Below are 14739 nucleotides of genomic sequence, written 5' to 3'. Positions count from 1 at the left end.
ATGTCGCGCAGTGGCCGAGTTCGGATCGTGTGGGCCCGGGTGACGAACTGACCTGTCACCGGGGGCGAAAGGGGCTGTGATGGTGTCGAGCACAGTGGTCTCGCTCCTGGTGGCGAGTGGGGAGGGGCCGCCGGGCTTGTTGCCCGCTCGGCAGCAGATGGCGTTCTCGTTGGGCTGGCACATTGTGCTGGCCTGTTTCGGTGTCGCCTTTCCCGCCATGATCTATGTCGTACATCGGCGCGGCCTGGTCCGGGAGGATTCCGTCGCGCTCGGGCTGGCCAAACGGTGGGCGACGGTCTCGGCGATCCTGTTCGCGATCGGCGCAGTTTCGGGGACGGTGCTCAGTTTCGAAATGGGGCTGTTGTGGCCGGGGCTCATGGGCCGCTACGGCGATGTGCTCGGTCTGCCGTTCGCCCTGGAGGGCCTGTCGTTCTTCATCGAAGCGATATTCCTCGGGATCTATCTGTACGGCTGGGGGCGGATGCCGCCGCGCAGGCATCTCGCGATGCTCATCCCGATGGGGGTGGCGGGCGTGGTCGGCACCTTCTGTGTGGTCAGCGTCAACGCCTGGATGAACAACCCGACGGGTTTCCGGATCGTCGACGGTGAGGTCACCGACGTCGAGCCGTGGCGGGCGATGTTCAACGACGGGGCTGTGCTGCAATTCGCGCACATGTGGGTCGGGGCGTTCATGGTGGTCGGCTTCATCGTCTCGGGCGTCTACGCGGCCGGAGTGCTGCGGGGGCGCCACGATGCCCACCACCGGCTGGGCTTCACGGTTCCCTTCGTCTTCGCGACGGTCGCCGCACTGATGCAACCGGTCATCGGGCACATTCTCGGAATGCGGGTGCACGACAGTCAGCCGGCGAAACTGGCCGCGTTCGAACTTGCCACCACCACCGAAAGCCCGGCTCCCTTGCGTCTGGGTGGAGTGCTGGTGGACGGCGAGGTCCGCTGGGCGCTCGACATCCCACGTCTGGGTTCGATCATCGCCCGCAATTCCCTGACCGCGCCGGTGCCCGGTCTGGACTCGGTCCCGGTGCACGACCGCCCGCCGGTCAACATCACCCACCTGGCGTTCCAGACCATGGTCGGCATCGGCACCCTGCTGGCGCTCGCGGTGGTGGTGTTCTGGCTGATGCGGTGGCGCCGCCACGACCTGCTGGGCAACCGGTGGTTCCTGCGCTTCGCCGTCGTCGCGGGGCCGCTGGCGGTGCTCGCGCTCGAATGCGGCTGGATCGCCACGGAAGTCGGCAGGCAACCATGGACCGTGTGGCAGGTCCTGCGCACCGAAGACGCCGCGAGCACGAGTACCGGGCTGTGGTGGAGCTACGCCGGTGTGCTGCTGGTCTACCTCGGTATGACGGTCGGTGCCGTCGTCGTGTTGCGTTCGATGACCCGGCGCTGGCGCGCAGGCGCCGAATCGATCGCGGCTCCCTACGGTCCCGGCGCCTCGCCCGTCGACCAGGCGCAACGGGAACACGACCGCGGAGGGCGGTGACCGATGGACCTGTCGGATGTCGTCGCGACCGCGATGTTCACCGGGGTGGTGCTGTACGCGCTGTTCGCCGGCGCGGACTTCGGCTCCGGTTTCTGGGACCTGACCGCGGGTGGGCCTGCCCGTGGTGGCCGCCTGCGGGTGCTGATCGACCACAGCATCGGGCCTGTCTGGGAAGCGAACCACGTGTGGCTCATCTACATCCTGGTCTTCCTGTGGACCGCCTATCCCACCGCGTTCGCGGCCATCATGACGACGCTGTTCATTCCGATGAGCTTGGCCCTGCTGGGAATCGTGCTGCGCGGGGCGAACTTCGCGTTCCGCAAGTACTCCGCGACGATGACGCAGGCACGCCTGTTCGGCGCACTCTTCGCCGGGGCGTCGCTGATCGCCCCGTTCTTCTTCGGCACCGTCGTCGGTGCGATCGCCTCGGGCCGTGTGCCCGCGCAAGGTTACGGCGACCGGGTGAGTTCGTGGTTGAACCCGACCTCCTTGCTCGGTGGCACGCTGGCCGTCGGTACCTCGGCGTTTCTGGCGGGAGTGTTTCTCACCGCGGACGCCGCGCGCTCCGGCGATCTCCGGCTCGCGGAATACCTACGCCCACGCACCCTCGCGGTCGGTGTCGTGACCGGTGCGATTGCGATAGCCGCGATCGCCCCCATCCGTCGAGACGCCCCGACCCTCGGTAACGAACTACTCGGGCGGGCGCTGCCCTTGATCGTGCTCTCCGCCGCAGCCGGGGTACTCACACTGGCTCTGGTGTTCCGCCGCAAATTCGGGTGGGCGAGAGTGTCCGCGCTGATCGCCGTGGCCGCGATCGTCATCGGGTGGGCGGTGGCCCAGACGCCGTGGATGCTGGTCGACCAGATGCTGATCGCCGACGCCGCGGGAGCACGTTCCACACTCGTCGCGCTGCTCGTAGTGGTCGCGATCGCGGCCGTGACTGTGCTACCCGCTCTCGGCTACCTGTTCTGGCTCACCCAATCAGAAGCCTGGGGACATGAAGAGGAGCCCGGCGCACAGGACCAACGACACACGAGTGGCTCATCGAGTTGATCGAGGAAACCCTTCTGGCACAGTGTTTTCCGCGGGTGCAAGCCAGTTGCCCGGTATCCCACGATCGCGCCGACGCTGCGGATCGCTGACATCACCGCCCGAATCTCGTCGAATCCTTGCCCGAAGGCCTCGGTGCGGTCGTCGATTCGGAAGGGACACAGGTAGGTGTGTGGACGGTTCGGATCCTGGCGTGGCCGCCCGATGGTGATCACCACCGGGCCCGCGGAAGTGTGGACCGCACGGGCTCCCAGCGGGGCACCGAACTCGCGGGCGTCGGCCACCACCGCGCGTGCGGCGTGCCGTAGCCGACGTACCCCCGGCACGGCTCGGGCCGCGGTGTTCTCGGCCGCCAGCAGCGCCACGTAGACGGCGGCCAACCTGTCCGGTCCACGGACCGTGTGTTCACGGCTGCCGTCGATCCGATAGGTGCACAGCCAGTCGTGCGCAGAGTGGTCCGGTCGCGGATCGCCTACCTCGATGCGCACTTCTCGTTCGCCGTTCACCACGGTGGTGGCGACGACTACTTGGCCCAGTTCGTTGTTCACCCGACCAGGGTTCGGTTGCCGTCGGCGCGCAGGAAGTCCTCGATCACCGGGGGCAGCTCCTCGTTGAGGAAGGTCTGCCACTTGTTGCGCCCCAGCGCCGCATCGTCGCGCACCCAATCGGTGTAGTAGGAGCTGGCGCCGCCGACCGGGGTGACGACGTTGACGTCCTTGTCGCGCAGGAAGCTGACGGCATCGGTTTGCGCGTCCCAGCCGCTTCCACCGGGGCCGCCTTGTGAGCCGTTGAGAAGGTACATCGTCGGCCGCGGATTCGAGGTGTCGGCAGCACGGATGACCTGCAGCGGAATCGGCCTGTTCATGGCGGGGGAGTACACCGTCACGTTGAGTTGCCGGTCGTCGACCGCGTCGGCGGACAACATCCTGGCCGGCTCGGGTGCCGCGGTCGCGGAGGTGACCGAGCCGCCGAGTGCGCCGGCGATCAGGAGGCAGACAAGGGTCGATCGCAGGGTTGCTGTGCGGGTGGGACGATGTTGTCGCACTGTCGAGAACCTCTCGTGCCGTCGCGTCCTCCGGATGAGGACATCGCAGGGTGTGCCGGGGACGGATCGGCTACCCGAAACGGCCCTAGCGGAAGTTCGCGCTGCCCCCGTCCGCGGTTTGGTCGTTCGGATATCTGGTGCGAGCAGGATTCGGCGCGCCAGGTCATCGCTTCGGCGCCACTGTTCATCGCGTTGATCCCAAGTCAGTGTCTGCGGCTGTAAACCGTTGTGTGCGAACGACTTCGGGGTATCGGTGCGGCGTGCGACACTGGCATGGAGGTAGAGATCGGTGCGCGAAACCGGCCTGATGAACCCGCGAGGCCGGTCTGTCGGGGAGGTCGTTGTGTTGCTGTTGGTCGACCCGGATTCGGAGTTGTCGTCCGCCGAGGAGCGTTTCGCCGACTGGGTCGAGTGGAGTCCGGCCCAGGCCGGTGTGGTGTTGCTCGACGTCAACGTTCCGTACCGCGGTCACAGCCGTCGGCTCGACGCGCTGATCTTCACCCGTCAGCGGTGTATCGCGGTCGAGGTCAAGGGATTCCGCAGCGTGCAGCACGGAACGTTGATCATTCCGCCGAACGGGCCGTGGGTGATGGACGACGGTGAGGTCGCCGACATCTACGGCAACGGCTACAACCACGACCCCGTCAAACAGGTCCGCGCGAACTCCTTGGCGGTGAAGAACTGGGCCACCAGCGCGACCCGGCGGCCATGCTTCGTCTGGGGCCTGGTCGTGGTGATGCTGCTCCCCGGCCAGGATGTCCCGTCGCTGGAGGTCGACGCCCATCCGGAGAAGACCGACATCATCGTCGAAGACTTCGACGTGTTCCGGTATTACCTGCACCGGTTGGACGATCAGAAGGTGCAGTGGGACGCGGACCGGGTGCATACCCTGCTGACGCGCCTCGGTGTCGCGCATCGCTACGACGGCCGTCGGGAGACGATCGCTGCCGCGCTCGGCGAACCTGTCTACCTCGACGACGGTGTTCCCGGTGCGCCTCCACTGCGCTGCTACTGAAAGGCAAGCGTGTTCTGCTCGGCGCGGTGTCCGACGAAGCCTGTGTGATCGTCCTCGGTGAGAATCGAACGCCGCGAGATCAGCGGGGGCTCGGGAGCTGTCGCCCCTTCACTTCTGCGGATGCAGGACCAGCACGGTGATCTCGCTGGGCGCGAACACTCGCATCGGCGGCCCCCAGTACCCGGTACCACGGCTGGTGTAGAGCTGGGTGCCGTTCGCGTGGCTGCTCAATCCGGAGACGACCGGCTGGTCGAGTCGGATCAGGTAATGGAAAGGCCAGATCTGACCGCCGTGGGTGTGTCCGGAGATCTGCAGTTCCACCCCAGCCGCCGAACTGTCGGCGACCTGGCTGGGCTGATGTGCGAACAGAACCACCGGCAACCCCCGGTCGGTGCCCGCGAGCGCGGCCGCGAGATCAGGGCCGTGGCCTGGCACATCGTCGCCCGTGGGATCGTCAATCCCGGCAACGGTCAACCTGTCCCCGTCGCGTTCGACGGTCCGGTGCGCGTTGTGCAGCGGCTGCCACCCGATCGAGGTCATGTAGTCCAGCCACGACTGGGCGTCGCCGAGGTACTCGTGATTACCGGTGATGTAGAACCGCCCCAGCGGCGCCCGCACCCCGGCGAGCGGAGCAACCTGATGGCGCCGCTCGTCCACCGAGCCGTCGACGAGGTCACCCGCCAGTCCCACGATGTCGGGTCGCTGCGCGTTGACTTCCTCGACCACCCGCCGCGACCAGCCCTCCCGGTCCAGCGCGGCGAAGTGGGTGTCGGTAAGGACCACCACCCGCAATCCGTCGAGGCCCGGCGCCAGCCCCGGTATCGCGACGTCGACGGTGCGCACCTGCGGCACCCGCCGCGCCTCGTAGACGCCGTACCCGGTCAGCACCACCGACACCACCACCACGGCGAGCGCGACTACTCGACTCGCACGAACTCCCCGTGCACCGATCATCCGCAGCCCACCACGGACCACCAGCCCGATCACCGACCAGCTGAACAGCACCCACACCACCCCGAGCAGGACGTCCCCGACGATCGCTGCCGAGTCGATCTGCGGCGGCCCGTGCCCGAGGATCAGCGCGGCCGGCAGGCAGATGTACCCGGCGACGAAAGCCGCAGTGCCGACCCGGTACAGCAGACCACTGCGTTCGGTAGGGGCAGCGATCAGCGCCCACCACGGCACAGCGAGCATCACCGCCGGAATCAACACGATCAGTACCAGAAAGACAGCGGAGCTCACGAAATCCCGTTCTTCACAAGGCACCCCCGGGGCGGGACGCGGTTTCGGCGTGACACGGCTATTGTGCGACAACGCGAGATGTCGATGACGACCGGTAGCTTCGGAAAGGCAGAGCGATGACCCTCTCGGGGGAGCAGCTTCAGCAGGTCGCCCGCGAAACCGCGGGGGCGCTCGCCCACGTCGGCCACGGGCGGCCGTTCACCCCGCACCTCGATGTGGACCCAGGGAAGAAATCGTGAGCGAACAGCCGCCGTCGCTGTTCGAGGCCGACGACGCTTCCCGGCCGCTGGCGGACCGGTTGCGGCCCCGGACCCTGACCGATGTCGTCGGTCAGGACCATCTGCTGGCCGAGGACGCCCCGATCGGGCGGATGGTCGCCGCGCACCGGTTGGCGTCGATGGTCCTGTGGGGCCCGCCCGGCTGTGGGAAGACCACCATCGCCCGGCTCCTCGCCGAGCGGACCGACCTCACCTTCGAACCGTTGTCGGCGACGTTCTCCGGTGTCGCGGACCTGCGGAAGGTGTTCCACGCGGCACAGCGACGGAAAGAGGTCGGACAGGGCACGCTGCTGTTCGTCGACGAGATCCACCGCTTCAACCGTGCGCAACAGGACTCGTTTCTGCCCTACGTCGAGGACGGCACGATCGTCCTCGTCGGCGCGACCACGGAGAACCCCAGCTTCGAACTCAACGGCGCATTGCTGTCGCGCTGTCAGGTCTTCGTCCTGAGACGCCTCGACGCCACCGCCCTGCGCGCGCTCATCGGTCGGGCCGAAACCCTGCTCGGCCCGCTGCCACTCGACGAGGACGCTCGGCAGGCGCTCGTCGCGATGGCGGACGGGGACGGCCGGTACTTGCTGAACATGATCGAGCAGGTGCAGGCGTTGCCCGCACCCGTCGACCCGCTCGCCCTCGCCGCCGCGGTGCAGAAACGGGCACCGCTGTACGACAAGTCGCAGGAAGGCCACTACAACCTCATCTCCGCGCTTCACAAATCGATGCGTGGCTCCGACCCCGATGCGGCGCTGTACTGGTTGGCGCGGATGCTCGACGGTGGCGAGGACCCGTTGTTCATCGCCCGCCGCATCACCCGATTTGCCACCGAGGACATCGGCCTCGCCGATCCCGCCGCGGTGCAGCAGGCCCTCGCCGCATGGGATGTGTACGAGCGGCTCGGCTCGCCCGAAGGCGAACTCGCGATCGCGCAGGCAGTGCTCTATCTGGCGACCGCGCCGAAGTCGATCGGGGTGTACCGCGCCTTCGGCAAAGCCCGCGCCGCGGCGAAACGCACCGGCTCCCTGATGCCACCGGCGCACATTCTCAACGCCCCGACCCGGCTCATGAAGGACCTGGGTTACGGTGCGAACTACCAGTACGACCCCGACACCGAGACCGGCTTCTCCGGGGCGAACTACTTCCCCGACGGCATGCCACGGCAGACCTTCTACGAGCCGACCACCGGCGGATACGAGGCAGCGATCACCGAACGTCTCCGCCACTGGGCGCGACTCCGCAAGGACGGCGACCCCGGCTCCGACACCGACTCATGACGTGAATCATGGCTTGGCTCAACCGAACCGGTGACAGCCACTTTTCGTCAGTCCGCCGCGGCAAGCCCTCGGCACCGGGCTGCCCGCACCGATCGTGGCGAATTCGGAGACCTCGCGGCTGTCGATCACGACGACCTCGGAGAACCCCACGACGCCTGTGGATCCTCCGAGCCTCGGGTTTCAGTGGTGGAGTGGGAAGTTGGCTCGGATGGTGTTGTGCGGATCGCGGGTGGTTTTGATCTGACGTAGGCGCGCAAGGGTTTCCGGATCGAAGGCTGCTGAAGCCGCCTCGCCGGGAGCGAGGAAGGTGTAGGGCTTGGAGCCGGTGATGTGGGGGCCGAGGGCGTCGAGAATTTCGGTGAACCTGGTCTGGATGTCGTCGAGCAGGTGCGGAAGGCCGAGGCCAAGCATGTAGAGCGCGTACGGCTCGGTGACGGGCCCGCGGGCGCCACCTTCGGGCCGGGGTTCGGCGAGGGCGCCGCCGAGGCCGCGGAGTTGGATGTTGAGCAGCGGCGCGACCGGAGCCTCGATGAGGGTTTTGACCACCGCGTCATCGAGATCGGTGAGCAGTTCACCGCGCGACAGCGACGGGCTGGGATCGGTCGGTTCGGCGGTGATCCGGCCGATCTGAGCCGGGGTCAACGCGCCTCGGGTGTCGGCGAGGATTCCCTCGATGCTGTCGAGCCGGGCGGTCAGCGCGCGGCCTTCGTCCGGCTCGCCGAGGTAGGCGAAGTCGATGGCGACGGTCGGTGCGGCGCCGGGGATCTGGTAGCGCTGCAACCAGACCGACAGTTCGGGCGGCGCGTCCTTGGTGAGCTCGGTGAAGAGGTCGAACACCGCGCGGGTGCGGTCGGCCGGCCACATCACGCGGCCGCCGAACAGGCGCGGCAGCGGGAACAGGTCGAACTCGATCTCGGTGACGATCGCGAAATCGCCGCCGCCGCCGCGCAGTGCCCAGAACAGCTCCGGGTCGGAATCGGCGGTGATCCGCGCGCATCGGCCGTCGGCGTCGACGATCTCGAAGACGCGCACCGCATCGGCGGCCCAGCCGTATTTGCGTGCGAGCCAGCCGAATCCGCCGCCGAGGGTGTAGCCGGTGACGCCGACGACGGGATTGCTACCGGCCAGCCCGGTCAGTCCGTGCGTGGCGGTGGCGGCTTGGACGGCACCCCATTGCACGCCGGTACCGACCCGGGCCGTGCGGCGCTCGGCGTCGATCTCTAGACGGTCCAGGGCGCCGGTGCGGAGGAGGATCGCGTCCTCGATGCCGCCGGTCGCGCCGTGCCCGGTTGTCTGCGTGACCACTTGCCGGTTCGTGCTGCGCGCGAACTTCACCACGTCGGCGGCGTCCTGGGCGTCGGCGACCGCGACGACACCCGAAACGGGCTGCGCCACAGCAAGATTCCACGGCTGCACCGCCTGTTCGAATCCCGCGTCACCGGGCAGCAGCACACGTCCACGGACCGCACTACGCAATTCTTCGATACCCATTGCCATGTCCTCGCTTGCTGTTGCTGTGGTCTCAGGTTGCTGCCTGGTTGACGACGTAAGGCGGGCAAGTGTGACATGCGATGGGTGAACCGGAATTTGGCCTGGACGTGGTCGGCGGGCACCGTCGTTGTTCCATCGCGCTCAGGGCGAAAGCCGCAAGGGGCGCCCAACCTACCCCGGCTACTTCGACCGATCCCTGAATCCGGCAGGGGCGGATGACCCGATGCCCGCCACCGTGAACCCTGTGCCGTCCAGTAGTTGTTCATCGAGCAGGTTGCGGGTGTCCACGATGACGGGGTGTTCGACGGCGTCGGCGATCTTCTTCCAGTCGAGCGTTCGGAACTCGGGCCACTCGGTGAGGATGAGGATCGCGTTGGCGTCCTTCGCGGCGAGGTAGGGGTCGTCGACGACCTGGATCGCATCGGGGCCCGCTGTGAGGTCGTGTGCGCCGGATTGCGGCACGCAGGGGTCGTATGCCGTCACGAGGGCGTCGTGGTGGGCGAGTTGACGAGCGATGGCCACGGCGGGGGAGTCGCGTAGATCGCCCGTGCCGGCTTTGAACGCGAGCCCGAACACCCCGATCCGCATCCCCGCGAGGGAGCCGTCGACCGTACCGGTGACAGCGCGACGGACCTTGCGCAAGACCATCGCGCGCTGGTGGTCGTTGGCACGCACAGCGTCGCGGACGATGGCGAAATCCACACCGGAGGCCTGCGCTACCGCCAAGAGGGCGCGGGTGTCCTTGGGCAGACACGAACCGCCCCAACCGGGTCCGGGTGCGAGGAACGACGGCCCGATACGCGCGTCCTTGCCCATCGCGTCGGTGACCTTCGAGATGTCGGCGTCGACGCGTTCGCACAGTTCGGCCACGGTGTTGACGAAAGAGAGTTTGACGGCGAGAAACGCGTTGCTGGCGTACTTGGCGAGCTCGGCGCTGGCCGTGTCGCATCGCAGGACCGGCGCATCCGTTCCCTCGTAGAGACCGGCGACGTGCTCGGCCGCCTCGTGATCCGGCTCATCCGCACCGACGACGACGCGGTCGGGGTGCAGGAAGTCGTGCACGGCGTAACCCTCGCGCAGGAATTCCGGATTGCTGACGACCGGATGCCGGTGGCCGGTCAGCTCGGGGATGCGCGTGGCGGTGCCGACGGGGACGGTGGACTTGGTGACGAGCACGCAACCCGGGGACAGGATCGGACTCAGCGTTACCAGCGCGTCCTCGAGGATGCTGAGATCCGCTGTGCCGTCGGTGCCCATGGGTGTGGGCAGGCACAGCATGACCACTTCGGACTCGGCCAGTGACTGCGGGTCGGAAGTGAAGGTCAAGCGGTCCTCGGCGAGTCCTTCACGGACCAGTTCGGGGAGGCCCGGCTCGACAATCTTGACGGTGCCCGCACGTAGGGCTTCGACCTTGGCTTCGTCGTTGTCCAGACAGGTCACATGATGGCCCAGATGTGCCAGGCATGCGGCACTGGTGAGGCCGACATAGCCCGCACCGACCACACCCACGCGGTTACCCATGGCGCGCCTCCTGTCCGATCAGTGTCGCCGCGGTCGAAAGCACTTGTTGCGGTGTGATGGAGAGCAGTCCGGGATTCGGTCGGTCGGCATGTGGATCGCCGACTACACCAGCCCAGAGCGTGACGTGGCTGCGCGCGTCGGGGGGTGGCCCCCACACACGCGGTGGGGTCGGTCCGAACAGCAGGACCGACGGTGTGCCGAAGGCGGTGGCGAGATGACCGACACCGGTGTCGCCGCAGACCACCAGAGCCGCGTCGGCGACGATCGCGGCGAGTTCGGCCAAGTCGGTACGGCCCGCGTACACCGCGGAGGGCGGGAGTCCCGCAGCGCGTGCGACCGCGGTCGCCAACGAGACTTCATCCGCCGAACCGGTGACCACCACTCGATGACCATCGGCGCTGAGCTCCCGGGCCACCGTCGCGAAATGTTCAGCGGGCCAACGTCGCGCGTTCGACGCCGCGCCGGGATGGATCACGATCACGTTCGACTCCGCGGCGGCGATATCCGGCTTGGGCAGCGCCAGCGCACGCGGATCGGTGTCGATACGCGCGTACCCCAGCAGCCGGCACCACCGCTGCACCTCGTGCAATTCCGCGGACCACCGCGGCCCGGGGATTTCGGGAAAATCCGGGTGCTGATGAGTCAGCATCGTGGCTGGGCGCACCGCCGCCAGGTCCCGAATGCTCTGCGGCCCACTGCCGTGCAGGTTCACCGCCAACCTCGGTGATGCGCCGCTCCACCGCAGGGCGCCCAAGCCTGGAGTCGGCAGCAACTCGGCGACCGCGTCGATCAGGTCGACCAAGGGGCGCAGAGGCTCCGGCGCGGCGAGCACCAGGCGATCGTCGGGGTACGCGGTCCGCAGCCCACGCAGGGCGGGCACGATCGTCAGCAGGTCGCCGAGGCCGAGCGCGCGCAGCACGAGAATCGTGCCGGTCAAGGCCACGACCCCGCTTCGGTCGTGCGCCGTGGGTACCACTGCGAGCTCGCGCCGACCACGACCACGGGCCTCATGTCGGGATTCCCAGTGCTTCGTCGAGCGACTCGCACAGCGCGTGCACCATGACCAGATGAACCTCCTGCACGGTGGCCGTGCTCGGCGCGTCGACCGGCAGCGCGTCGTCGCAGAGCGCGGCGAGGGGATTGGGCGCGGGTCCGGTCATCGCCCAGGTGGTGACGCCTATCTCCTGCGCGGCCTTGGCCGCCGCAACCACGTTCTGGCTGGTTCCGCTGGTGGACAGCAGCACGAGCACGTCCCCGGTCCTGCCGTGTGCCCGGACCTGACGCGCGAACAGTTCGGCCTCGCCGTAATCGTTCACGATCGCGGTGCCCGCGGAGGTGTCGGCGTGCAGCGCGATCGCCGAGAGCGGCCGTCGTTCGTTGCGGAAGCGCCCGACCAGTTCCGCGGTCAGATGCTGGGCTTCGGCGGCGCTGCCGCCGTTGCCGCAGGCCAGCAATCTGCCGCCGTTGTCGAATACCGCGGCCAGTTCCCGACCCCATCTGCGAAGTCCCGGTGCCAAGGAACGGTTCCGCTCCAACGCGCTGGACAAGACGGCGAAATGATCCTCGTTCAAGGCCTACCTCCTGTTCGCGGACTCACTTCCGGCGGTGAGTTCTTCTGCCACCGAGACCATCGACGGATCGGCGAGGTCGGGAACGTCCCCGATGACGGTGTCGTCCCCGTCGAACAGCGGGGCCGGCGGTGAGCTGGGCGTCGCGTTGCGATGCCGCAGTTCGCCGCGGAGCCGATACCAGCATGCGGCAGGCGGGATCAGCGCACTGGTCACCACCATTCGTCCGATCTCACCCGCGGTTCGAGGACCCTGCACGATTCGGCGCGCGGCGAATTCGGTCGTCAGCGCCGCCCATGCCGCCGCGAAACCGAGAGCCCGGCGCTGACGGCCCGCCACGCCTGAACCCACGGCGGCCGCGCCCAGTGCGGTGGTGAACGCGTGGCGGCCGAGCCTGCCGGGTCTTTCGCCGATCCGCTGCCGCCACCGAGGACCGAACTTTCGCCGCATCAGCGCGTTGTCGAAGTTTCCCCGTTGGGCTCGAACACTGGCCATCGGCCCCGACCTGCGCGTCGGATGGGTGGTGACCCGCTCACCTTGGGCGATCCGGTAGCCGGCCAGGCACACCCGCATCGCCAGATCCGCGTCTTCGCGAAAGGCACGGGGAAAGCGTTCGTCGAAACCGTCCACGGCGAGTAGCACCGCTCTGCGGTAGGCCATGTCGGCGGTGATCCAGCGCGCGACGGTCAAGCCCGCCGTTCCCCGTTCCTCGTCGGTCGGTTTGCGATCGGTCGGCAGCGGCACCTCGATGTGCGCGGTGGAAGCGGCCGTCGTCTCATCGAGACCCGCGAGGTCCTCGGCCAATCGGTGGGGCCAATCGGGTGTGGTGACGACATCGTCGTCGAGGAAGGCCACCCAGGTACCCGATGCGTGCCGCCAGCCGACATTTCTCGCGGCGGCCGGTCCGCGACCACCGGAGTGGAGCACCCGCACCGGCGGCGAGGTGTCCACCAGGGGAAGTTCTCCACCGTCCGGGCGATCGTCGACGACGATGATCTCCCTGGGCTGCGGGCCGGTGGCGGCAGCGAGCGCGCGCAGCAACACCCGCAGGCTCTCGCGGCCTGTGGTCGGGATGACGATGCTGTAGTCGATGGGTGAATTCATCGGCGCCACACCAGGAACGGGCCGATGGCGAGCAGGTCGATCGGCGCGGAACCGAAGCATTCGAGCGCGTCACGGGGGGAATCGACCATGGGTCTCCCCGCGGTGTTGAGGCTCGTATTGACCACGACGGGCACACCGGTGCGCTTGTCGAATTCCGAGAGCATCCGGGCCAGTAGCGCATTGTCGGCGGGGTCGACCGTCTGCACCCGCGCGGTCCCGTCGACGTGGGTGACCGCCGGAATCCGCTCGCGCCAGTCGGCGGCGACATCGTGGACGAACAACATGTAGGGACTGGGCAGCGGCCCCCGCGAGAAGATCTCGGGCGCTCGATCCGCGAGCACCATCGGGGCCACCGGCCGGAACTGCTCGCGGCCCTTCACATCGTTGAGACGCTCGAGGTTCGCCGCCCGACCGGGGTGGGCCAGCAGCGAGCGGTGCCCGAGCGCACGCGGGCCGAATTCGGCCCGGCCCTGGAACCAGGCGACGATGCCGTCGTCGGCCAGGGCTTGCGCCACCTCGGCCGCCACATCGTCCGAGCGGGTGTAGCGGACCTTCGCCGCACGGAGAATGGATTCGAGTTCGGCGTCGCTCCATTCACGGCCGAGGTCGGCACCGCGCATCGGGGCGACGGGCTCACCGAACTCCGCGGCCAGTTGCAATGCCGCGCCCAGCGCGGTGCCCGCGTCGCCCGCGGCCGGCTGGACCCAGACGTTGTCGAACGGTCCTTCGTCGTGCAGGCGCGTATTGGCCACACAGTTCAAGGCGATACCGCCTGCCAGCGTGAGGTTGCGTTGACCCGTTTGCCGATGCAGCCACGTGATCAGCTCGAGCAGCACGTCCTCCAACCGGCGCTGGACGCTTGCGGTCAGGTCGGCGTGCTCGCTGCCGAAGTCACCGCCGTGCCCGGCCGGTGCGAAGCTCTCCCACGGCACCGGTTCGGTGCGGAATCCGCCGTCGCCGGTGGTGTACAGCAGTTCCCGGAACCGGTCGAGAAATCGCGGCTCGCCGTACGAGGCCAGGGCCATGACCTTGTACTCGTCGCTGGAACGCTCGAATCCGAGGTGTTGGGTGAGATCCTCATACATCAACCCCAGCGAATGCGGCAGCCGCTGCGACGCCAGTTCCACGAATTTGCCGTCCCGGTATTCCCCGGCCAGATAGGACGTGCTCTCCCCGCGTCCGTCGGCGACCAACACCGCCGAATCACCCAGCGGCGCCGCCAGCGCTGTCGACGCAGCGTGCGCGACGTGATGGCGGACGAAGCGGACGATCGATGGATCCAGACCGGGAAGTGCGGCGCGCAGAAAGGCGGGCGCGCGGCGGGCGTAATCCGTGCGAGTCTGCTCGCTCTGCTGATCGAGACCGTCGAGCGAATGATCGACCAGCCCCGGATCGTAGGAGTAACCCACCGCGTCGAGCTGATCGGGACGTATGCCCGCCTGCGCCAAGCACCACGCGGCCGACTGCTCGGGCAGCTCCCACGTCGAGAACGGCACCGGCCTCTTACCGTGCTTGCGGCGGCTGAACCGTTCCTCTTCCGCCGCCGAGACGATTTCGCCGTCCACGATCAGCGCTGCGGCGGGATCGTGGAACACTGCGTTGATTCCGAGAATGCGCAACGGCTCGCCTTTCTCATCGAGGCGGCGGAAGATT

General features: G+C 68.0%; 14 protein-coding genes. 5 read left to right on the top strand and 9 right to left on the bottom strand.

Annotated elements, in window-relative coordinates; translation table 11 throughout:
* The first annotated feature begins 79 nt into the window (after positions 1 to 79).
* Positions 80 to 1501, top strand: a complete 1422-nt coding sequence (locus tag NCO8_RS13610; RefSeq protein WP_067639443.1) for a cytochrome ubiquinol oxidase subunit I — start codon at positions 80 to 82, stop codon at positions 1499 to 1501.
* A 3-nt stretch (positions 1502 to 1504) separates the two neighbouring features.
* On the top strand, positions 1505 to 2554 hold the full coding sequence (locus tag NCO8_RS13605; protein ID WP_067639441.1) for a cytochrome d ubiquinol oxidase subunit II: 1050 nt from the start codon (positions 1505 to 1507) through the stop codon (positions 2552 to 2554).
* Here the strand turns inward: NCO8_RS13605 and NCO8_RS33020 are convergent.
* Both NCO8_RS33020 and NCO8_RS13595 read right to left on the bottom strand, forming a co-directional pair.
* Positions 2461 to 3057, bottom strand: a complete 597-nt coding sequence (locus NCO8_RS33020) for a DUF6968 family protein (RefSeq protein WP_376739927.1) — start codon at positions 3055 to 3057, stop codon at positions 2461 to 2463. The two genes, NCO8_RS13605 and NCO8_RS33020, sit on opposite strands and share 94 nt — an antisense overlap.
* A 38-nt stretch (positions 3058 to 3095) precedes the next feature.
* Entirely contained in the window at positions 3096 to 3596 is a 501-nt protein-coding gene (locus NCO8_RS13595; RefSeq protein WP_067639437.1) for an alpha/beta hydrolase-fold protein, read from the bottom strand.
* A 343-nt stretch (positions 3597 to 3939) separates the two neighbouring features.
* Here NCO8_RS13595 and NCO8_RS13590 point away from each other — a divergent pair, with 343 nt between their 5' ends.
* A complete protein-coding gene (locus NCO8_RS13590) occupies positions 3940 to 4611 on the top strand; it encodes a nuclease-related domain-containing protein (protein WP_167353281.1) in 672 nt (223 codons plus the stop codon).
* Between the two features lie 108 nt (positions 4612 to 4719).
* Here NCO8_RS13590 and NCO8_RS13585 read toward each other — a convergent pair whose 3' ends face one another.
* Positions 4720 to 5853 carry a metallophosphoesterase gene (locus NCO8_RS13585; RefSeq protein WP_245655342.1) on the bottom strand — a complete coding sequence of 378 codons (1134 nt, stop codon included), beginning with the start codon at positions 5851 to 5853 and terminating at the stop codon, positions 4720 to 4722.
* Between the two features lie 116 nt (positions 5854 to 5969).
* Between NCO8_RS13585 and NCO8_RS32750 the strand changes: the two genes are divergently transcribed.
* Together NCO8_RS32750 and NCO8_RS13580 are read left to right on the top strand one after the other, a co-directional pair.
* Complete coding sequence (locus NCO8_RS32750) at positions 5970 to 6092, top strand: hypothetical protein (protein WP_281201975.1); 123 nt, start codon at positions 5970 to 5972, stop codon at positions 6090 to 6092.
* The gene (locus NCO8_RS13580) at positions 6089 to 7402 is read left to right on the top strand and encodes a replication-associated recombination protein A (RefSeq protein ID WP_245655341.1); all 1314 of its coding nucleotides are present in this window, start codon (positions 6089 to 6091) and stop codon (positions 7400 to 7402) included. The genes NCO8_RS32750 and NCO8_RS13580 overlap by 4 nt, the downstream gene beginning before the upstream one ends.
* Positions 7403 to 7582: 180 nt before the next feature.
* Here the strand turns inward: NCO8_RS13580 and NCO8_RS13575 are convergent, their stop codons facing one another.
* The 6 genes from NCO8_RS13575 to NCO8_RS13550 all read right to left on the bottom strand — a co-directional run bounded on the left by NCO8_RS13575 (position 7583) and on the right by NCO8_RS13550 (position 14705).
* Complete coding sequence (locus tag NCO8_RS13575; protein WP_067639431.1) at positions 7583 to 8893, bottom strand: FAD-binding oxidoreductase; 1311 nt, start codon at positions 8891 to 8893, stop codon at positions 7583 to 7585.
* Positions 8894 to 9073: 180 nt separating this feature from the next.
* Complete coding sequence (locus NCO8_RS13570) at positions 9074 to 10414, bottom strand: UDP-glucose dehydrogenase family protein (RefSeq protein ID WP_067639429.1); 1341 nt, start codon at positions 10412 to 10414, stop codon at positions 9074 to 9076.
* The gene (locus NCO8_RS13565; RefSeq protein ID WP_067639428.1) at positions 10407 to 11357 is read right to left on the bottom strand and encodes a glycosyltransferase family 9 protein; all 951 of its coding nucleotides are present in this window, start codon (positions 11355 to 11357) and stop codon (positions 10407 to 10409) included. The genes NCO8_RS13570 and NCO8_RS13565 overlap by 8 nt, the downstream gene beginning before the upstream one ends.
* A 64-nt stretch (positions 11358 to 11421) precedes the next feature.
* Positions 11422 to 11985 carry a D-sedoheptulose-7-phosphate isomerase gene (locus NCO8_RS13560; protein ID WP_067489020.1) on the bottom strand — a complete coding sequence of 188 codons (564 nt, stop codon included), beginning with the start codon at positions 11983 to 11985 and terminating at the stop codon, positions 11422 to 11424.
* Positions 11986 to 11988: 3 nt separating this feature from the next.
* Entirely contained in the window at positions 11989 to 13086 is a 1098-nt protein-coding gene (locus tag NCO8_RS13555; RefSeq protein WP_084457165.1) for a glycosyltransferase family 2 protein, read from the bottom strand.
* A complete protein-coding gene (locus NCO8_RS13550) occupies positions 13083 to 14705 on the bottom strand; it encodes a carbamoyltransferase family protein (protein ID WP_067639424.1) in 1623 nt (540 codons plus the stop codon). Before NCO8_RS13550 ends, NCO8_RS13555 begins: the two co-directional genes overlap by 4 nt.
* Positions 14706 to 14739: the final 34 nt, after the last annotated feature.

It is taken from the genome of Nocardia coubleae NBRC 108252 (assembly GCF_001612805.1).
GTDB lineage: Bacteria > Actinomycetota > Actinomycetes > Mycobacteriales > Mycobacteriaceae > Nocardia > Nocardia coubleae.
Note: the sequence above shows the minus strand (reverse complement) of the source record. Positions and strands in the feature narration are given on the sequence as shown.

Coding starts and splice junctions, on each gene's coding strand:
- NCO8_RS13575 (WP_067639431.1), bottom strand. CDS start 8,893: ATGGGTATCGAAGAATTGCGTAGTGCGGTCCGTGGACGTGTGCTGCTG.
- NCO8_RS13555 (WP_084457165.1), bottom strand. CDS start 13,086: ATGAATTCACCCATCGACTACAGCATCGTCATCCCGACCACAGGCCGC.
- NCO8_RS13605 (WP_067639441.1), top strand. CDS start 1,505: ATGGACCTGTCGGATGTCGTCGCGACCGCGATGTTCACCGGGGTGGTG.
- NCO8_RS13570 (WP_067639429.1), bottom strand. CDS start 10,414: ATGGGTAACCGCGTGGGTGTGGTCGGTGCGGGCTATGTCGGCCTCACC.
- NCO8_RS13610 (WP_067639443.1), top strand. CDS start 80: ATGGTGTCGAGCACAGTGGTCTCGCTCCTGGTGGCGAGTGGGGAGGGG.
- NCO8_RS32750 (WP_281201975.1), top strand. CDS start 5,970: ATGACCCTCTCGGGGGAGCAGCTTCAGCAGGTCGCCCGCGAAACCGCG.